The 17577-nt window shown below is 67.1% G+C and carries 20 protein-coding genes; 3 read left to right on the top strand and 17 right to left on the bottom strand.

Features of this window, described 5'->3' with window-relative positions; all coding sequences use genetic code 11:
* Window positions 1-18: 18 nt before the first annotated feature.
* The 5 genes from J2Y49_RS01930 to ccoN all read right to left on the bottom strand — a co-directional run bounded on the left by J2Y49_RS01930 (window position 19) and on the right by ccoN (window position 4110).
* On the bottom strand, window positions 19-549 hold the full coding sequence (locus J2Y49_RS01930) for a FixH family protein (protein ID WP_149223984.1): 531 nt from the start codon (window positions 547-549) through the stop codon (window positions 19-21).
* 231 nt (window positions 550-780) lie between these two features.
* Window positions 781-1671, bottom strand: coding sequence for a cytochrome-c oxidase, cbb3-type subunit III (gene ccoP, locus J2Y49_RS01925; RefSeq protein ID WP_310111586.1), 891 nt, complete (start codon window positions 1669-1671; stop codon window positions 781-783).
* Window positions 1672-1674: 3 nt separating this feature from the next.
* A complete protein-coding gene (locus J2Y49_RS01920; protein ID WP_012972963.1) occupies window positions 1675-1836 on the bottom strand; it encodes a cbb3-type cytochrome c oxidase subunit 3 in 162 nt (53 codons plus the stop codon).
* A 15-nt stretch (window positions 1837-1851) separates the two neighbouring features.
* Window positions 1852-2592: a cytochrome-c oxidase, cbb3-type subunit II gene (gene ccoO / locus J2Y49_RS01915; RefSeq protein ID WP_014248871.1), complete on the bottom strand. Its 741-nt coding sequence runs from the start codon at window positions 2590-2592 to the stop codon at window positions 1852-1854.
* 21 nt (window positions 2593-2613) lie between these two features.
* Window positions 2614-4110 (bottom strand): cytochrome-c oxidase, cbb3-type subunit I, encoded by a 1497-nt coding sequence (gene ccoN / locus J2Y49_RS01910; protein ID WP_149223981.1) that lies wholly within the window; start codon window positions 4108-4110, stop codon window positions 2614-2616.
* 246 nt (window positions 4111-4356) lie between these two features.
* On the opposite strand from ccoN, the gene J2Y49_RS01905 reads away from it, so the two are divergent.
* Together J2Y49_RS01905 and J2Y49_RS01900 are read left to right on the top strand one after the other, a co-directional pair.
* Window positions 4357-4905, top strand: a complete 549-nt coding sequence (locus J2Y49_RS01905; RefSeq protein ID WP_310111566.1) for a hypothetical protein — start codon at window positions 4357-4359, stop codon at window positions 4903-4905.
* A gap of 81 nt (window positions 4906-4986) precedes the next feature.
* A complete protein-coding gene (locus J2Y49_RS01900; protein WP_310111562.1) occupies window positions 4987-6198 on the top strand; it encodes a class I SAM-dependent rRNA methyltransferase in 1212 nt (403 codons plus the stop codon).
* 155 nt (window positions 6199-6353) lie between these two features.
* Here J2Y49_RS01900 and J2Y49_RS01895 read toward each other — a convergent pair whose 3' ends face one another.
* Both J2Y49_RS01895 and J2Y49_RS01890 read right to left on the bottom strand, forming a co-directional pair.
* The gene (locus J2Y49_RS01895) at window positions 6354-7685 is read right to left on the bottom strand and encodes a class I SAM-dependent RNA methyltransferase (protein ID WP_310111560.1); all 1332 of its coding nucleotides are present in this window, start codon (window positions 7683-7685) and stop codon (window positions 6354-6356) included.
* Between the two features lie 38 nt (window positions 7686-7723).
* Window positions 7724-8146, bottom strand: a complete 423-nt coding sequence (locus tag J2Y49_RS01890; RefSeq protein WP_310111557.1) for a thioesterase family protein — start codon at window positions 8144-8146, stop codon at window positions 7724-7726.
* A gap of 179 nt (window positions 8147-8325) precedes the next feature.
* Here J2Y49_RS01890 and J2Y49_RS01885 point away from each other — a divergent pair, with 179 nt between their 5' ends.
* The gene (locus J2Y49_RS01885; RefSeq protein ID WP_014248877.1) at window positions 8326-8571 is read left to right on the top strand and encodes a hypothetical protein; all 246 of its coding nucleotides are present in this window, start codon (window positions 8326-8328) and stop codon (window positions 8569-8571) included.
* 3 nt (window positions 8572-8574) lie between these two features.
* On the opposite strand, the gene J2Y49_RS01880 is transcribed toward J2Y49_RS01885, so the two are convergent.
* The 10 genes from J2Y49_RS01880 to J2Y49_RS01835 form a co-directional block, all read right to left on the bottom strand.
* A complete protein-coding gene (locus tag J2Y49_RS01880) occupies window positions 8575-9402 on the bottom strand; it encodes an ABC transporter permease (RefSeq protein ID WP_310111539.1) in 828 nt (275 codons plus the stop codon).
* Between the two features lie 25 nt (window positions 9403-9427).
* A complete protein-coding gene (locus J2Y49_RS01875) occupies window positions 9428-10312 on the bottom strand; it encodes an ABC transporter permease (RefSeq protein ID WP_310111537.1) in 885 nt (294 codons plus the stop codon).
* Window positions 10313-10430: 118 nt separating this feature from the next.
* On the bottom strand, window positions 10431-11207 hold the full coding sequence (locus J2Y49_RS01870; protein WP_310111536.1) for an Hpt domain-containing protein: 777 nt from the start codon (window positions 11205-11207) through the stop codon (window positions 10431-10433).
* Window positions 11208-11337: 130 nt separating this feature from the next.
* Complete coding sequence (locus J2Y49_RS01865) at window positions 11338-11895, bottom strand: hypothetical protein (RefSeq protein ID WP_310111533.1); 558 nt, start codon at window positions 11893-11895, stop codon at window positions 11338-11340.
* A gap of 180 nt (window positions 11896-12075) precedes the next feature.
* Window positions 12076-13290, bottom strand: a complete 1215-nt coding sequence (gene hemA, locus J2Y49_RS01860) for a 5-aminolevulinate synthase (RefSeq protein WP_310111531.1) — start codon at window positions 13288-13290, stop codon at window positions 12076-12078.
* A 489-nt stretch (window positions 13291-13779) separates the two neighbouring features.
* Window positions 13780-14430: a uracil phosphoribosyltransferase gene (gene upp / locus J2Y49_RS01855; protein ID WP_310111528.1), complete on the bottom strand. Its 651-nt coding sequence runs from the start codon at window positions 14428-14430 to the stop codon at window positions 13780-13782.
* Between the two features lie 96 nt (window positions 14431-14526).
* Window positions 14527-15435: a diguanylate cyclase gene (locus J2Y49_RS01850; protein WP_310111526.1), complete on the bottom strand. Its 909-nt coding sequence runs from the start codon at window positions 15433-15435 to the stop codon at window positions 14527-14529.
* 94 nt (window positions 15436-15529) lie between these two features.
* Window positions 15530-16174, bottom strand: a complete 645-nt coding sequence (locus J2Y49_RS01845; RefSeq protein ID WP_310111524.1) for a phosphoribosylanthranilate isomerase — start codon at window positions 16172-16174, stop codon at window positions 15530-15532.
* On the bottom strand, window positions 16171-16896 hold the full coding sequence (pyrF, locus tag J2Y49_RS01840) for an orotidine-5'-phosphate decarboxylase (protein WP_310111522.1): 726 nt from the start codon (window positions 16894-16896) through the stop codon (window positions 16171-16173). The genes J2Y49_RS01845 and pyrF overlap by 4 nt, the downstream gene beginning before the upstream one ends.
* Before the next feature lie 115 nt (window positions 16897-17011).
* A complete protein-coding gene (locus J2Y49_RS01835) occupies window positions 17012-17560 on the bottom strand; it encodes a biliverdin-producing heme oxygenase (RefSeq protein ID WP_310111521.1) in 549 nt (182 codons plus the stop codon).
* Window positions 17561-17577: the final 17 nt, after the last annotated feature.

The raw sequence follows: 17577 nt of genomic DNA, 5'->3' as shown, positions 1-17577 counted from the left end.
GATTGGCCCCTTCAAAGCTCACTGCACCCAGACGCGCTTCTGGTCCTGATAGTCACCGGTGGAGTGGGTGATGACGAAGCGCATGTCCCACTGGCCTTCCAGGTCCAGTTCCACCGGAGCGCCGTAACGGCCTTCGCCCAGATACGGCAGGGTCAGCGTCTTGTCGTGGCCGACGGTGGTCGGACGGATCATCGACACGGTGACGCCGGCATCCTTCAGGACGCGGCCTTCCTTGTCGCGGGCGGTGATGGCGACCAGGGCCTTGCGAGGCTCGGTGCTGGTGAATTCCGCCTGCACCTGCCAGCCGCGTTCGGCCTGGGCGCGGGCACCGGCGAGATCCTTGTTGTAGCTGATACCCTTGATGAAGTGGTTCTCGGTCTGCACCCCGGTCCAGCTCGACATGGCGAAATGGACCATGATCGCGTTCACCGTCAGGACGATCATGAAGAGGCCGACGAAGATCCAGGGGATGTACCATCCCTTCTGGCGCGGCGGCTTGACACGCTTCGGAGCGGTGGGGCGGTTTCCGGTGGTCGTGCTGATGGTCATGGTCGCTGGCTGCCCTTCGACTGGTCGGCGGCTTCTGGTCGGCAAATCCTGCTGGCCGGTCGGGGCACTATGGCGACCGATTGCCGCAGGTACATTGCGCTGGATCAAATGACAGGAAGTTCACGGAACCGCCAGCCGGCAGGCCGTTTTCCATAGGAAAAGGGCGCCGGGGAGCGAACTCCCCGACGCCCTCCCGGTCGGTTCCGAACTTGTCCCCGGATCGGGATCGCCTTACTTGCCGCCGCCCAGGTTGTGGACGTAGACCGCCAGCGACTTGATCGTCGCGTCGTCCAGACGCTTCGACCAGGCCGGCATCATGCCGGCACGGCCGTTGGTCACCGTGTCCATCAGCGTGGCCTTGTCGCTGCCATAGAGCCAGTTGGCCTGTTTCAGCGGAGGAGCGCCGATGCCGTCGAGACCGGCGGCGACCGAACCCTGACCCGCGTCGCCATGGCAGGCGGCGCAGTTCTCGTCATAGACGGTCTTGCCCTTGGCGACCTTGCCCGCGTCGGCGGTCTTGCCGTTCAGCGACAGCACATAGTCCGTGACCTGATCGATCTGGTCGCGGTTGAGGATGCCGTCCTTGCCGAAGGCGGTCATGCCGACGTTCGGCACGCCACGGGTGTCGCCGTCATCCGAACGGATGCCGTGCTGGATGGTCTTGTAGATGTCGGCCGAGGAACCACCCCACAGCCAAACGTCGTCGGCCAGCGTCGGGAAGCCCTTGGCACCCTGGCCGCCGGCGCCGTGGCAGGCGGCGCAGTTCTCGTTGAAGTAGGACCGGCCGCCGGCCATGGCGAAGCCCAGCAGGTCCTTGTCCTTCTGGATTTCGTCGACCGACTTGGCGGCGATGGCGGTCAGGAACTTGGCCTGGCCGGCCTTCGCCTCCGCCATCCTGGTGTCGAGTTCTTCACGCTGCGAATAGCCGAGGATGCCCTTCGTGTAGGTCTTGCCCAGCGGCCAGGCCGGGTAGAACACGTAGTACACCAGCGACCAGGCGATGCAGACGTAGAAGAGGTACAGCCACCACTTGGGCAGCGGGTTGTTCAGTTCGCGCAGTCCATCCCACTCGTGGCCGGTGGTCTCGACGCCGGACAGCTCGTCCTTGTAATTCTGTGCCATGGTCTAAAGCTCCTGACCATCATCCTTGAGCGGGATCTGGGCGGCGTCGTCGAAGGTGCGGCGGTTGCCGGGCCACATGGCGTAAACCAGGATGCCCGTCAGCAGCAGCATCAACCACACCGTCCAGAAGGACCGAAGCATCACCGTGATCGAATCCAAGTCCATGGATTCCTCCCCCGATTACTGCTGCAGCTGCTTTGGCGACTGGTACTTGGTGAAGTCCACCATGGTGCCCAGCACCTGCAGGTAGGCGACGAGAGCGTCCATTTCGGTGACGGTCTTGTTGCCGGTGAAGTTCGCGACCACGGCCTTCGGATAGCGCTTGGCCAGGCCGGCGGTGTCGCCGTCCGGGTTCTTCTGCGCTTCCAGGTCGGCCTTGGCGTTGGCGATCTGCTCGTCGGTGTAGGGAACGCCGACGATCTTCAGCGCCTTCAGGTGGTCGGCGATGTCGCCGTAGCTCAGCGGACGGTCCTTCATCCAGGCATAGCCCGGCATGATGGACTCCGGCACGACCGCGCGCGGGTCCACCAGATGGGCGACCTGCCAGTCGTTGGAGTACTTGCCGCCGACGCGGGCCAGGTCCGGACCCGTGCGCTTGGAGCCCCACTGGAACGGATGGTCGTACATCGACTCCGCAGCCAGCGAGTAGTGGCCGTAACGCTCTACCTCGTCACGGAACGGACGGATCTGCTGGCTGTGGCAGTTGTAGCAGCCTTCACGGTAGTAGATGTTCTGCCCGGCCAGTTCGAGCGGGGAGTAGGGACGGACCCCCTCCACCTTCTCGATGGTCGATTCGATGGTGAAGAGCGGAACGATCTGGACCAGACCGCCGATCGACACGGTGATCAGCACGAGCACGATCAGAAGAAGCGTGTTCCGCTCGATCAGATCGTGGCTGAATCCCTTTTTTTCCTGAGCCATTTCTCGCATCCTTCCCTAGCGTCAGGCCGCGCCGACCGCCGCCTTGTGCGGGGTGGTGACATAGGGCTTCTCGATGCGGACATCGCCCTTCGCCGTGCGCCACAGGTTGTAGACCATGATGAGAGCGCCGATGACGAACAGGACGCCGCCCATCGCGCGGATCACGTAGAACGGGTGCATCGCCGCGACGGTCTCCACGAAGGAGTACTGCAGGAAGCCCAGGTTGTCGTAGGCGCGCCACATCAGGCCCTGCATGATGCCCGACACCCACATGGCGGTGATGTAGAGCACGATGCCGATGGTGGCGGTCCAGAAGTGGTAGCTGACCAGACGCATGCTGTAGAGCTGCGAGCGCTTCCACAGCACCGGCACGAGATAGTAGATCGCGCCGAAGGAGACGAAGGCGACCCAGCCGAGAGCGCCGGAGTGCACGTGGCCGACGGTCCAGTCGGTGTAGTGCGACAGGGCGTTGACCGGCTTCACCGACATCAGCGGGCCTTCGAAGGTCGACATGCCGTAGAAGGCGACCGAGGTGACCAGGAAACGCAGGACCGGGTCGGTGCGCAGCTTATCCCAGGCGCCCGACAGGGTCATGATGCCGTTGATCATGCCGCCCCAGGACGGCATCCACAGCATGACCGAGAAGGTCATGCCCAGCGTCTGCGCCCAGTCCGGCAGGGAGGTGTAGTGCAGGTGGTGCGGGCCGGCCCAGATGTAGAGGAAGATCAGGGTCCAGAAGTGAACGATCGACAGGCGGTAGGAATAGACCGGCCGCTCGGCGCGCTTGGGCACGAAGTAGTACATGATGCCCAGGAAGCCGGCGGTCAGGAAGAAGCCGACCGCGTTGTGGCCGTACCACCACTGCACCATCGCGCTCTGCACGCCCGACACGAAGCTGTAGGACTTCATGCCGAACAGCGACACCGGGATGTTGACGTTGTTGCCGATGTGCAGGATGGCGACGGTCAGGATGAACGCCATGAAGAACCAGTTCGCCACATAGATGTGCGACTCGCGCCGCGTCATCACGGTGCCGATGAACTGGACCGCATAGAGCACCCAGACGACCGTCAGGTACAGGTCGAGGATCCACTCGGGCTCGGCGTATTCCTTGCCCTGGGTGTAGCCCAGGACGTAGCTCAGCGCCGCGAGCACGATGAAGACGTTGTAGTTCCAGAAAACGAACTTCGCCAGCCCTTCGCCCCCGAAGAGATGCTGACGGCAAGTCCGTTGAACCGAATAGAGCGAGGTGGCGAACAGCACATTGCCGCCGAACGCGAAAATCACGGCCGAGGTGTGGACGGGGCGCAGGCGCCCGAAACTCGTCCACTCCAGCCCGAGATTCAGCGCCGGGAAGGCCAGCTGCAGAGCGATGAAGGTGCCGGCCAGGAAACCGACCACGCCCCAGAACACTGCAGCGATCACGAAGAGTCGGATGGCGTCCTCATGGTAACGCACGTCTTCCGACACCCGCTGGCTGCCCAGGGTGGCCCCTGAAGTCAGAGTCGCTGATGTCATACAATCTCTCCCGTTTGCCCCGGGCGGCCGTGAGGCCGCACCGTCTGGGTTGCACCACCACTGGGTACGTACTGTTAAGGAGCGGGACAGGTTGCACTCGGGAATGCCAAGAGGGACGCCGGGCGCGCCTGTCTCCAATGGGCCCCACTATGTGTAGGGGGGGCTTGTACAACATTGATCTACGTCAACGACCCTGGCGGGCCCGCCCTGCCATCGTTCAGTGTCCTTGCAATCGGCCGGACTGAAATGGACGACAGTTTCATCGCGAAACCCCTTGGTCGACGCCAGATCGACCAGGCCTACCCGCTGGTCTGCGCAATCTCGCCGGGACTGGGGGTCGACCAATGGCGCGCATTTGCCGCAGCGGTGTTGGGTACCGCATCCAAGGGTAGTGGCGCCGGACGCTCCGGCCTGCCCGCCGATGCCGGCATCATCACCGTGCAGAACGCCCAGGGCTATATGCACGGCCTGTTTTCCTACGCGGTGGAGCCGCACCTGCGCCACGGCCGGGTGCTGAGCGTCGACAACTTCGTGGTGCTGGACCTGTTCGACGTGGCCGGCATCGCCGAGACCCTGCTGCGGGCGATGGAGGCGCTGGCCCGACGGCTCGGCTGCGCCGCCATCCACACCACCCTGCCGGAACGCACCATCCCGCTGGATGCCCGGCGCAGCCCGATCCCCGATTGTTTCCGCACCGAAGGGCACCGGCAGGAGACGATCCGCTTCTGCAAGGATCTGGCCGTGGTCAACGACAATGCCCCTGCCGTCGCGGATGGCCTGCGCGGGGTGGAGTAGCCGCCCGGTCTCCAACACTTTCAGGGATCCGTTGCCAGGGATCCGTTGCGCGGCGGCGATTTGCCGTTAGGATGCGGCCCCATGAGCGACACCGGCACCAAACCCGTCAAGAAGTACCCGCCGATCCACCTGCAGGCCGGCCGCCAGCGGCGCGTCATGCAGGGGCATCCCTGGGTCTATTCCAACGAAGTCCAGATGGACACCATCGCCAAGGCGGTCCCGCCCGGCAGTCCGGTGCGGCTTCTGGACCCCGGCGGGACGCCGTTGGGCATCTACACCTTCAATCCGCACACGCTGATCGCCGCGCGGTTGCTGTCGAGCGATCCGGCGACCGTGGTGGATCACGTCTTCATCACAGACCGGATGCGCCGCGCGGTCGCGTTGCGCGAGCGGCTGTTCTCCCGTCCCTTCTACCGCGTGGTCCATGCCGAGGCCGATGGGCTGCCCGGACTGATCGTCGACCGTTTCGACGACGTGGTGACGGTGCAGGCCAACTCGGTCTTCATGGACAACCGGATCGACGACATCCTGGCCGCCATCGACGAGGTGATGGCGCCGCGCGCGGTCATCCTGCGCAACGACGGCAGCCAGCGCGCGCTGGAGGGCCTGACGGAAGAGACCCGGCTGGCGAAGGGCGAACTCGACGGCCCGATCCGTCTGGAAGAGAACGGCGTGACCTTCTTCGCCAACCCGCTGGATGGCCAGAAGACCGGCTGGTTCTATGACCAGCGCGACAACCGCGCCTTCATCGCCTCGCTCGCCAAGGGCGGGCGGGCCATCGACTTCTACAGCTACAATGGCGGCTTCGGCATCCAGTGCGCGGTGGCCGGCGCCACCCATGTGGTTGCGGTCGACCGCTCCGCCCTGGCGCTGGAGAACGCAACCCGCGCCGCCGAGGCCAACGGCGTCGCCGACCGCTTCGAGGCGCGCAAGGCCGACGCCTTCCAGGAGATGGAGCGGCTGGGCGCCGCCGGCGAGACCTTCCAGGTGGTGGTGGCCGACCCGCCGGCCTTCGTGAAATCGAAGAAGGATCTGGGAGCCGGTTGCCGCGCCTATCGCAAGATGGCGCGTCTGGCCGCGAAGATCACGGCGCCCGGTGGCTTTCTGCTCTGCGGGTCGTGCAGCCACAATGTCGATCCGCCGACTTTTGCCGAACAGGTCGCCCGCGGCCTGCACGATGCGGGCCGCACCGGCCGCATCCTGCGTAGCGCCGGCGCCGGCGCCGACCACCCGGTCCACCCGCATCTCCCGGAGTCGGCCTATCTCAAGGCGATCGTGCTGCAGTTGGATTGAAGGCGTTCAGGCTTCGGATTGCCCCCACCCTGACCCTCCCCCGCTCTCGGCCGGCCGAAGGCCGGTCCGATCGCGGGAGAGGGAGTTAAGTGCGAATACGGCGGAGTTCCCTCTCCCTCGAAGAGGGGGAGGGTTAGGGAGGGGGCATCAGGCGCTCACCTCTCGAACAGGCCAACCACCTCGACATGGGCCGACCACAGGAACTGGTCGACCGGCCAGACCTTCACCAGACGATAGCCGCCATCCACCAGCACCCGCGCGTCCCGGGCGAAGCTGGCGGGATTGCAGGAAACCCCCACCACCCGCGGCACCTTGCTGCCGGCGAGCGCCGCCGCCTGGGCTGCCGCGCCGGCACGCGGCGGATCGAACACCACGGCATCGTAACGATTGAGGTCCTTGGCGCTCAGCGGATTCTCGAACAGGTCGCGACGCTCCACCGTCAGCCGCAGCCCCTGCACCGCGCGGCCGAGCGCCGTCACCGCCGCCTCGTCGCCCTCCACCGCATGAACCGAGGCTTGCTGCGCAAGCGGAATGGAAAAGGTGCCGATGCCCGCGAACAGGTCGGCGATGCGGGCCGCCGGCCCCACCCCCTCACGCACCGCGGCGACCAGGGCAGCCTCGCCCTCGGCACTGGCCTGGAGGAAGGCGCCGGGTGGCGGCTGGATCGGAACGCCTGCGAAACGGATGAAGGCCGGGCGGCGGTTCGCCACCGGCTCCGCTGCCGCGCGGTCGGTGGGTTGCCACGCGATGCGGGCAATGCGCTCCGGCTCGAAAGCGACCAGCGCCTCACGCGCGGCACGGTCGAGGCTGCGCGGCCCGACCAGCAGCAGGTCAGCACCACCCTCCAGGTCGGTCAGCACCACGTCGGCGTCGCCGCCGTCCGGCAGGATCTCCGCCAGTACACCGCGCAAGGGCTCCACCAAGGCGAACAGGCGGGGCGCCAGGACCGGGCACTCCTCCAGGTCGACCAGCCGGTGGCTCTGCCGCTCATTGAAGCCGAACCAGACCCGCTTGCCGCGCTTCAGCGCCGCGAAGCGGGCGCGGCGGCGGGCACCGGCGGGCGTACGCGCCAGCGATTCCAGCGCGACATCGCCCAGCCCGACCCGTTCCAGAGCCCCGCGCACCATCCCGCTGTTCCAGGCGGCGTAGGCGGCATCGTCCATCTGCTGAAGCGTACAGCCGCCGCAACGGCCGAAATGGCGGCAGGGCGGCGTTTGGCGATCGGGGCCGGATTCAAGAACCTCAAGCAGGTCCGCCCGTACGCCCTCCCCTTTGCCGTCGCCATCGGCCGCACGTACACGCACGCGGTCGCCGGTCACCGTGTAGGGAACGAACAGACGCAAGCCTTCGGCAAAAGCAATCCCGTCACCGCGCGCACCGACATCGGTGATGGTCACCTCAAGTTCCCGCGTTTCGGCGGGAGCATGGGCGGGCTTGCGGGCGGGCGGGCGTCCCTTGGTGAAGGGGCGCTTTGCGGGGCGCGTCATGTCGAAGGTCCGTTGGATGCGGGTCTACAGCGCCCCCTTTACGCCTCCAGCAGCTTGGCGCGCAACGGTTCCGGGATCGGGGTCGGGCGATGGGCCGCCTTGTCGACGATCACCGCCACCGCCTCCTGGGTGGCGATGCAGCGGTCGCCCAGGAAGATGGCACAGCCCAGCGTGATGGAGCTGGTTCCCAGCCGCAGGGTCCGCGCGCCGATCCGCACCGTGTTGGGGTAGAGCAGCTCCGCCTTGTATTCGATCAGGCTGCGGGCCAGCACGACGGTCCAGGGGTCGTCCTCGCGGAATCCGCCGGCCCCGTGCAGCAGGGCGATGCGCGCCTGTTCAAAATAGACGCCGATGGCGTTGTTGTTGACGTGCCCCACCGCGTCGAGGTCGTTGAAGCGCACGCGCTCCTCCCACCAGAAGCGATAGAGGTCGGGGCTGGTCAGGTCGGGCGTGCCGGTCATGCTGTTCCCTTGCCGTATAGGTCAATCCGCTTCCGGACTGTGGCGTATGGTCGGGGGGTGGCGCAAGCCCGGCCTCCCGTTTACGGTCGCTATTTGCGGCGGCCCCCGCGAATTCCCGCGCCAATCGCCGATTGGGCGTGTTATTGGAGTCGAACCAACCCTCCGCAACGGACCGGACGATGAGCAAGGACACCACCAACCAGACGGCCGAGGCGCTGTTCGAAAAGGCGCTGTCGATCGCCGAAAAGCATCTGGATGAGGCGATCAAGGAAGGTGGCCCGCTCGGCCCCTACATCGCCGTCGCCATGATCGAGGCCGCGGTTAACGCCGCCGTGGACGAGACCAGCCACGAAGACGTGATCGACATGCTGCGCGACCTTGCCGCCCAGATCGAGGCGGACGCCGACGAGGCGGAAGAGGACTGAGCCTCAGGCCGACTCCAAGGCTGCTGCGGACCCTGCCTGCCGGCGCGCCTCGCGCCGGCGCAGGATCTCGTAGGCGACGGCCCCCAGGATGGTCAGCGCGATCAGCACCAGCGACAGCGCGTTGACCGCCGGGGTCAGGCCGGTGCGCACCTTGGTCGCGATGTAGACGGTCAGGGTGGTGTCCAGCCCGCGCACGAACAGCGTGGTGTTGTAGTTCTCGAAGCTCTGCAGGAAGGCCAGCAGGGACGCCGACAGGATCGCCGGCATCAGGTACGGCAGCGTGATGCGCCGGAACACCTGCCCATGCGTGGCGCCGAGGTCGAGCGCAGCCTCCTCCAGCACCGGGTCGAACCGCTCCAGCCTTGCCGAGAACAGCAGCATGGCATAGGCGGCAATAAAGCTCGATTGCGCGACCACGGTCAGGAACAGGCCGCCGCTGACCCCGAACCATTCCCGCCAGAACACCAGGGTGGAGATGCCGACGATCACCCCCGGCGTCAGCAGCGGCGAAACCATCAGCGCATAGAGGAAGGTCTTGGCCCGGCTGTGCAGCCGGTCGAGCAGCAGCGCCGCCGCCAGTCCCAGCGGCACGGCCAGCGCGATCACCCCCGCCCCCACCATCAGGCTGGTGCCCAGCGCCGCCCACATGCGCTGGTCGTCCCACAGCGCCTGGAACCAGTTCAGCGTGAAGCCCATCCACGGCGTCACGGTGGGAAAGCGGCTGCTGTTGAAGGTCGCCGCCGCCATGATGCCGAGCGGCAGGAACAGATAGCCGAAGAACAGCACCAGATAGGCGCCGGTCAGCAGGCGGCGGAGGCGGGCGGCGGTCATGGTTGCGGACTCATGTCGCGACGGCTCATTTCGCAATATCGGCCAGCCCGACGCGGAACAGCCGCATCGCGCCCAGGATGAAGCCGATGCACAGCACCAGCAGGATGAAGGCGTAGGCCGCCCCCTGGTTCCAGTTCCCGCCCTCGAAGAACCAGTTGTAGATGATCTCGGTGAACCAGCGGCTGTTCGGCCCGCCCAGCAGGGCTGGCACGGCATAGCTGCCGGCCGCCAGCATGAAGGTCATGATGCAGCCGACGGCGATGCCCGGCTTGGCATGCGGCAGCACGATGCGGCGGTGGATGCGCAGCCAGCCGGCGCCCAGGTCCCGCGCCGCCTCGATCTGATTGCGGTCCAGCGATTCGATAGCGTTGTAGAGCGGGAAGACCATGAACAGGATGTAGACATACACCATGCCGACGATCACCCCGCCGTCGCCGCCCAGGAAGCGCTGCGGCTCGTCGATGATGCCGAGCCCCAGCAGGATCGCGTTCAGCGGCCCGTTGAAAGCCAGGATGATGTACCAGGAGAAGGTGCGCAGCAGCTCGTTGATCCAGAAGGGCACCACCAGCATCAGGATCAGCAGCGGCAGTCGCCGCTTCGGCGCCACCTGCGCCAGATAGAAGGCGACCGGATAGCAGACGGCCAGAGTGGTGGCGGTGACCAGGGCGCTGGCCCAGATCGTCTTCAGGAAGATCGCCAGATGGATCTGGTTGGTCCACAGGGTCAGGTAATTCTTGACCGTGAACACGTCCTCCGGCCCGCCGAGCTTGGACGGCGGCAGCGACGGCCGGAAGGAGAAGCCGATCATCATCAGCTGCGGCAGCACCACCAGCAGCGCCAGCCACAGCGCCACCGCCAGCAGGATCACCCCGGTCAGGACCGGGCCATACCGGCGAAGAACCTCCGTCATTCGGGCGCTGCTCCAGCCTGTTGGACCGGTCCGACGCCTATCATGAGGATTCCCGCCGGCGCAAGCGCGGCTATATGACGATGACGTTCAGATGAGGGGCGACCGAATGGCCGCCCGATCAGCCGAGATTGTGCTTGGCCACCACTGCGGCGAAATCGTCGCCGAAATGCTCGCCGACGCGGATGACGGAGACGCCGTGCGGGATCTCCTTCAGCGAGGGGTGGTCGAGGTTCAGCGAGGTCAGCAGCGCCATCGGCACATGGTGGGTCACGCTCATGGCGCGCAGGCCGCGGATCAGGTCGAGACCGGACAGGCCGTCCATCACCATCGACGCGATGACCATGTCCGGGGGAACGCGGACGGCGAGGCTGATCGACTCGATCGGGTCGGTCACCGTCATGGTGCGGAAGCCGCAGGCCGCCAGTTCCGTCCCCAGCTTCTTGGCGACGACCTTGGACGGGGTGACCAGCATGATCTCGACGTTGCGGACCTCGACGTCGGTGACCTGGAACTCGTAGCGCACCGGCAGCGCGCGGATGATCCGGTTGGTCTCGGCCAGCAGCGGCTGTTCGGCGCGGTCGACCAGTTCGGAGATGCGGTCGATGAAGATCTGGGCGTCGATCAGCTGCTTCTCGTCCAGCCGCTTCAGGCCGCTGAGGTAATCCTCCAGACGGTGGGCGACGAGGCTGACGGTGGGATAGCCGAAGCTGGTGCCCATGCCCTTGAAGTTGTGGGCCTCCAGCCGCAGGACGCCGATGGTTTCGGCGTCGCTGCGCTGGCCCTTCACGCGGTCCGCCAGCGTCGCGTTCATCAGCTCCAGCCGATCGCGCGCGTCGTCCACGAACTCCATGCGCAAGCGGTCTTCGAGGTCGTCGGTCGACAGGTACGAGGCCATGGAGCGGATTCCGGCGCGGGGAAAGAGGTACTCCGAACGTACACCAAAACCGTGCGCCAAAACAGACGCGGCGCGCCCCTATGTGCAAGGGCGCGCCGCGCGTAATGAAATTACCGGGTGGTGTAAGATGTCAAAGCCGCGCCAGCAGCCCCTGGAACCAGGTCAGACGGTCTTGGGCCTGGGCGATGTCCAGATCGAGCCAGGAGGCGAAGTGGGTGTCGCGGCCGATGTCGCTGCCGACATCCGCCCGCTTCAGGTCGCCCAGCCGGGCCAGTTCGGTCTCGCAGAGCGCCACGAGATTGTCAATCTGGTCGCGCTGCGACTCGACGTCCAGCAGGTGCAGGAAGCGCAGCTTCAGCGCGATGACCAGCTTGTTCAGCCCATCGGCCGACGGCGCGCGGACATTGGCGCGCATCAGCGTCTCGAACTCCGCCCGGCCGGTCTCGGTCGGCCCCAGCAGGGCGTTGTCTTCCATGCCGCTGCCATCCAGCGCCTCGATCAGCCCCTCGTAGCGCAGCATCTCCAGCGAGGTGCCCATCAGATCCAGCGACGGACCCATGATGCGGTCGAGGAAATGACGCACGGAGCCGGCCAGATCGGCGTAGCGCAGCGGCCCGCCCTGGATCAGGGTGCCCAGGACGACGAGGCGCACTGCCTCCTTCGGCATCAGCGAGTTGTCACGGTACATGGCGAACCCCCTGGGCGATGCCCCGGAAAGACAAAAGGACGGCACGGTCACGGCCGACCCGCAGCGAAGAAACTGCGAACCGGTCGCAACACTATCCCTAAGTTAGGGATGGCCGATCCATATGTCCAGAGGGCAAAATGTCCCTGCCGCCAAAGGGGCCTTTGAGGAGGAGCTTTCGCCTCAGGCCGCGAGCCGCAGATCCAGCCGGCTCCACACGTCCAGCAGCGCGTCCACCAGCATGCCCATCTGCGCATCGGTGTGCAGCGGGGTCGGGGTGAAGCGCAGCCGCTCCGTCCCGCGCGGGACGGTGGGGTAGTTGATCGGCTGGACATAGATGCCGTGCCGCTCCAGCAGCTCGTCCGACGCGCGCTTGCAGCGGTGTGCATCGCCGACCATCAGCGGAACGATGTGGCTGACCGACGGCATCACCGGCAGGCCGGCGTCGGCGAACATCCGCTTCAGGGTGGCCGCACGCTCCTGATGCTTCGTCCGCTCGGTGTCGCTGCTCTTCAGGTGACGGATGGAGGCCAGCGCGCCCGCCGCCAGCACCGGCGACAGCGAGGTGGAGAAGATGAAGCCGGCGGCGAAGCTGCGGACACAGTCGATCAGCGCGGTGGAGCCGGTGATGTAGCCGCCCTGCACGCCGAACGCCTTGCCCAGCGTGCCTTCGACGATGGTCAGCCGGTCCATGGCCCCGTCGCGCTCGGCCACGCCGGCGCCGCGGGCGCCGTACATGCCGACCGCGTGCACCTCGTCCAGATAGGTCATGGCACCGTGCTTGTCGGCGACGTCGCACAGGTCGTGGATGGGGGCGATGTCGCCGTCCATCGAATAGACGCTTTCGAACGCCACCACCTTGGGCCGGCCGGGAGCGATGCCGGACAGCAGTTCGTCCAGGTGCTTGGGGTCGTTGTGGCGGAAGATGTGCTTCTCGGCACCCGAGTTGCGGATGCCGGTGATCATCGAGTTGTGGTTCAGCGCGTCCGACAGGATCACGCAATTGGGCAGGATCTTGCCCAGCGTGGTCAGCGTCGCGTCGTTCGACACATAGCCCGAGGTGAAGAGCAGCGCCGCTTCCTTGTGGTGCAGGTCGGCCAGTTCGCGTTCCAGCAGCACATGGTAGATGTTGGTGCCGGAGATGTTGCGCGTGCCACCGGCACCGGCGCCGACCTGGTCCAGCGCGTCATGCATCGCCTTCAGCACGCTCGGGTGCTGGCCCATACCGAGATAGTCGTTGGAGCACCAGACCGTGACCGGACGCTCGCGCCCGTTGGAATCGCGGAAGGTCGCCGTCGGGAAGTTGCCCGCATGGCGTTCCAGGTTGGCGAACACCCGATAGCGGCCGTCCTGCTTCAGGGTCGCAATCTGGTTGCGGAAGAAAGTTTCATAATCCATCGCGCGTTTCCGTTCGCGTTCGTCCACACGGTCGGCTGCACCGCTCAAGGCATATGGGCTAGGCCATTCGTCCGGCGCATCGAGAGAATGGCATGATCCTTTCCGATACGCCACCTGGCATTGATCGAAATCAAGCCGCCGTCGCATGGAACCTTCGCACAAGTGGGATGGTCCCATGCCCTGTGGATGGCGCATGGCCGCTTCCCGCCGTCAGGCCGGCAAGCCGCCATGACTTGAGGCCGACAGCGCAAATAAAGGCTGTACTTTCACAATGACCATGGACGCAGTCCGGGAATACGTGCGCGGGCCTGCCTTGGCCTACCGGTCACTGGAAAGGGTTGCAGGATGGTCCATGCCGGCTGGAAGCCATGGTTCCTGCCGCAACAGGGCGCCGGACGCGAGAAGCCTGCGCGAAATGCTCCCATCGCGCGCAACCGCCGGTCCTGCCACCCTGGGTGGCAAGCCCGGCGGATGCGGACGGGGTTATCCTTACTTGGTGCCGAACATGCGGTCGCCGGCATCGCCAAGACCGGGGACGATGTAGGCGTTCTCGTCCAGATGGCTGTCGAGAGCGGCGGTGAAGACCTTCACGTCCGGGTGCGACTCGTGGAAGCGGCGCACGCCTTCGGGTGCCGCGACCAGCGCCATGAAGCGGATGTTGTGGTCGTCCACGCCATGGCGGTTCAGCACGTCGCAGGCGTGGGCGGCGGAGTTGCCGGTCGCCAGCATCGGATCGACGACGATGAACAGCCGCCCTTCGGCCGGGGGCAGCTTCACCAGATATTCGTGCGGCTGCTTGGTCTCATGGTCGCGGTAGAGGCCGATATGTCCCTCGCGCGCCGACGGCACCAACTCCAGCAGACCGGCCGACATGCCGAGCCCGGCGCGCAGCACCGGCACGACGGCCAGCTTCTTGCCCAGGATCACCGGCGCGTCCATCGGCTGCAGCGGCGTCTCGATCCGCTCGGTGGTCAGCGGGATGTCGCGCGTCAGTTCATAGCCCATCAGCAGCGAGATCTCGCGCAGCAGGGTGCGGAACCCGCCGGTCGACCGTTCCTTGTTCCGCATATGGGTCAGCTTGTGCTGGATCAGCGGATGGTCGAGGATGAACAGGTTGGGGAATTCGGGCTGAGTGCGCATGGAATCCGGATCGAGGCTGACGGTTGGGTTGGGCCGATCCTAGCGCGCCAGGGGTGTCGGGGCCAAGGGCGCTGACCGGACAGGTTCTGCTTGCCCCTACCCCCGCCCCGCCTTCACCGGAACGGGCTTCGGTTCCGGCCGGTCGATGCCGTAGCGGATCACGCGGTTGCGGCCGGAATTCTTGGCCTGATAGAGCGCACGGTCGGCGCAGACCACCAGATCGTCCACGGTCAGGTCGGCCACCGCCTCCACCAGCCCGAAGGATGCGGTGACGGGGATCACCCGGCCGTCGGGCAGCATCACCGGCGAGCGCATCAAATCGACGCGCAGCCGCTCGATCACCGCATAGCCCTCGTCCAGCCCGGTTTCCTTCAAACAGACCAGGAACTCCTCGCCGCCCATGCGGAAGGCCTCGTCGAAGCTGCGGACGCCGCGGCTGATGACGGCGGCGGTTGCGGCCAGCACCCGGTCGCCGATGTCGTGGCCGTAGCTGTCGTTGATGCCCTTGAACTTGTCGATGTCGCACAGCGCGACGCAGAAGGGCTGGCCGGTGCGGCGGTAGCGGTTGTGCTCGCGCTCCAGCGCCTCGCCCATGCCGCGCCGCGTGCGCAGGCCGGTCAGCGGGTCCAGGCCGGAGGCGGCGGCGGCGAAGGCGCGCTCCATCCGGCGCAGATGCAGCATGAACTCCTCGAAGCGGCCGATCACCCCCTCGAACTCGGCCTCGGTCGGCAACTCGCCGCCGGACACCTTCAGCAGGATCAGTTTGGCCTGCCGGTGCATCTGCTCGTGCAGGGTCGCCAGCTTCTGCACCGCCGGCTGCTGCAGCAGGTCGTCGCGGCTGGCGGCCTGACACCAGGCCTGGAAGGAGGCCGGGGCCGACGACCGTTCCCCGCCGCGGCCCTCACGGTAGAAAACGGCGCGCTGCCACTGGCCGATCCAGCGCAGATGCTCGTCGAGCACGGCGCCGAGCGCCTCGGTTGTGGACGGAGTGGTCGAATCGCTCATGGGCGCATCCTACCCGACGGCGCAAGGTCCCGCCATGCGATCAAGATAAGCCGAAGCATTCGTCTAAAACAGATCGCTTTCGGGCAAAACGTCCCTAAAGCCCGGCGACCGTCGACAGGAAGGCGCGGACCAGCGCCGGATCCTTGTGGCCGGGGCGGTCCTCGACGCCCGACGACACGTCGACCTCGGTGGCGCCGGTGACGCGCACCGCCTCCGCCACATTGTCGGCCGTCAGGCCGCCCGACAGCATCCAGGGGCGCGGCCAGCTGCGGCCGGCCAGGATCGTCCAGTCGAAGGCGATGCCGTTGCCGCCGGGCAGCGCAGACACCTTGGCCGGCGGCTTGGCGTCGAACAGCAGCCGGTCGGCCACCTCCGCCGCCTCCAGCGCCGCGGTCAGGTCTTCCGGCCCGCCGACCCGGATCGCCTTCATCACCGGCAGGGCATAGCGGGCCTTGATCTCGGCGATGCGGCGCGGCGTCTCGGCGCCATGCAGCTGGATCAGGTCGAGCGGGACCTGCCCGGTGACATGCTCCAGGAACTCGTCGTCGGGATCGACGAACAGCCCGACGGAGCGCACGCCGGTCGGCAGCAGCCGCGCCAGTTCCGCCGCCATCGGTGGGGCGATGGCGCGCGGGCTGCGCGGATAGAAGACGAAGCCGACATAGCGCGCCCCGCCGGCCACGGCGGCGCGCAGGCTCTCGGGCTCGGTCAGGCCACAAATCTTGGCGGCGACGGTCATGCGGCCCCCCCAAAACTGTCATGGATTTCGGCGACGATGCGGCGGGCGGCGGCGGCCGGGTCGGGATCGGCGGTGATCGGCCGGCCGATGACCAGATGGTCGGCACCGGCGGCCAGCGCCTCCGCCGGGGTCATGATGCGCTTCTGGTCGTTGGTGGCGGCCCAGGCCGGGCGGATGCCGGGCACCATCAGGATGAAATCGGGACCGCAGGCCGCGCGCACCAGAGCCACCTCGGCCGGGGAGCAGACGACGCCGTCGACCCCGGACGCCTTGGCGAGCTTCGCCAGACGCACCACCTGGTCCGCCACCGGCACCGACTGCCCGACGGCGCCGAGGTCGCCCTCGTCCAGGCTGGTCAGCACGGTGACGGCCAGGATCTTGGGACGATCCGCACCGGCAGTCGCCGCCGTCTCCGCCGCCGCGCGCATCATCGCCGGCCCGCCGGCACTGTGGATGGTCATGAAGGCGGGCTTCAGCGGCAGCGCCGCGCGCACGCCGCCGGCCACCGTGTTGGGGATGTCGTGCAGCTTCAAGTCGAGGAACAGCGGCGGCCCGTCCTCCCCCACCACGGCGCGGACGCCGGCCGGCCCCTGGGCGATGAAGAACTCCAGCCCCAGCTTGATGCCGCCGACGGCCCCGGCCACCTGCCCGGCGATGCGGCGGGCGGCGTCGATCTCGGTGGTGTCGACGGAGCAATAGATGCGCGAGGCTGGCGCGGTCATGGGCAGGCGGTCTCCAGAAACCCGAATGCGGATGGTCCGGCACCCTAGCAAGGGATGGGGCCATGCGCTAGAGCGGGGGATGGCATCTGTCCCCGGCTCCCCGCCTGGACCCTGCTCAGGCGTGTTCCGCCGTCCACCGCTCCAGTGCCGCGAACAGCCCAGCGGCGGTGGCGCAGGCGACGGCCAGCGCCGGGGGATCGGCGAGATCCTCCTCCAGGCGGACCATCAGCGCCTTCCAGGCGCCGACCATGTCGAGCCCGTCGGACGCCAGGAAGCGCGCGCCGCGACGGGCGTCGAACCCCAGCGCCCGGGTGATCCCCGGCAGCATCGCCCGCCCGCCATGGGCGGAGCCGTCCAGGACGTAGCGCGCCGCCAGCCGGGCGGGTGGACTGTCGAGCGGCGGCAGGCCGGCCATCTCCGGCAGGGCGTCCGGTTCGGTGCCGAGAACCCGCAGATCCTCGCGCAGCAGCGCCATCCGCGCCGAACCAGCCTCCCCCAGCGCCCGTTCGACCGGCGCGTTGAAGCCGTAGAGCACGGCCAGCGCGCGGGCATATCGGTCGGCCGTGATGTCCGGCCGGACCAGCGGCTGCAGCACTGCCGCCTTATCCAGCCGGTCGTGGCTTTCCCGCGTCGCGGCGCGCAGCGCCTGCCTTGCCGGTCCCATGTTTCCTCGTTTCCCAG

Origin of the sequence: Azospirillum sp. BE72, assembly GCF_031455875.1 — a bacterium.
Classification (GTDB): Bacteria; Pseudomonadota; Alphaproteobacteria; order Azospirillales; family Azospirillaceae; genus Azospirillum.
Note: the sequence above shows the minus strand (reverse complement) of the source record. Positions and strands in the feature narration are given on the sequence as shown.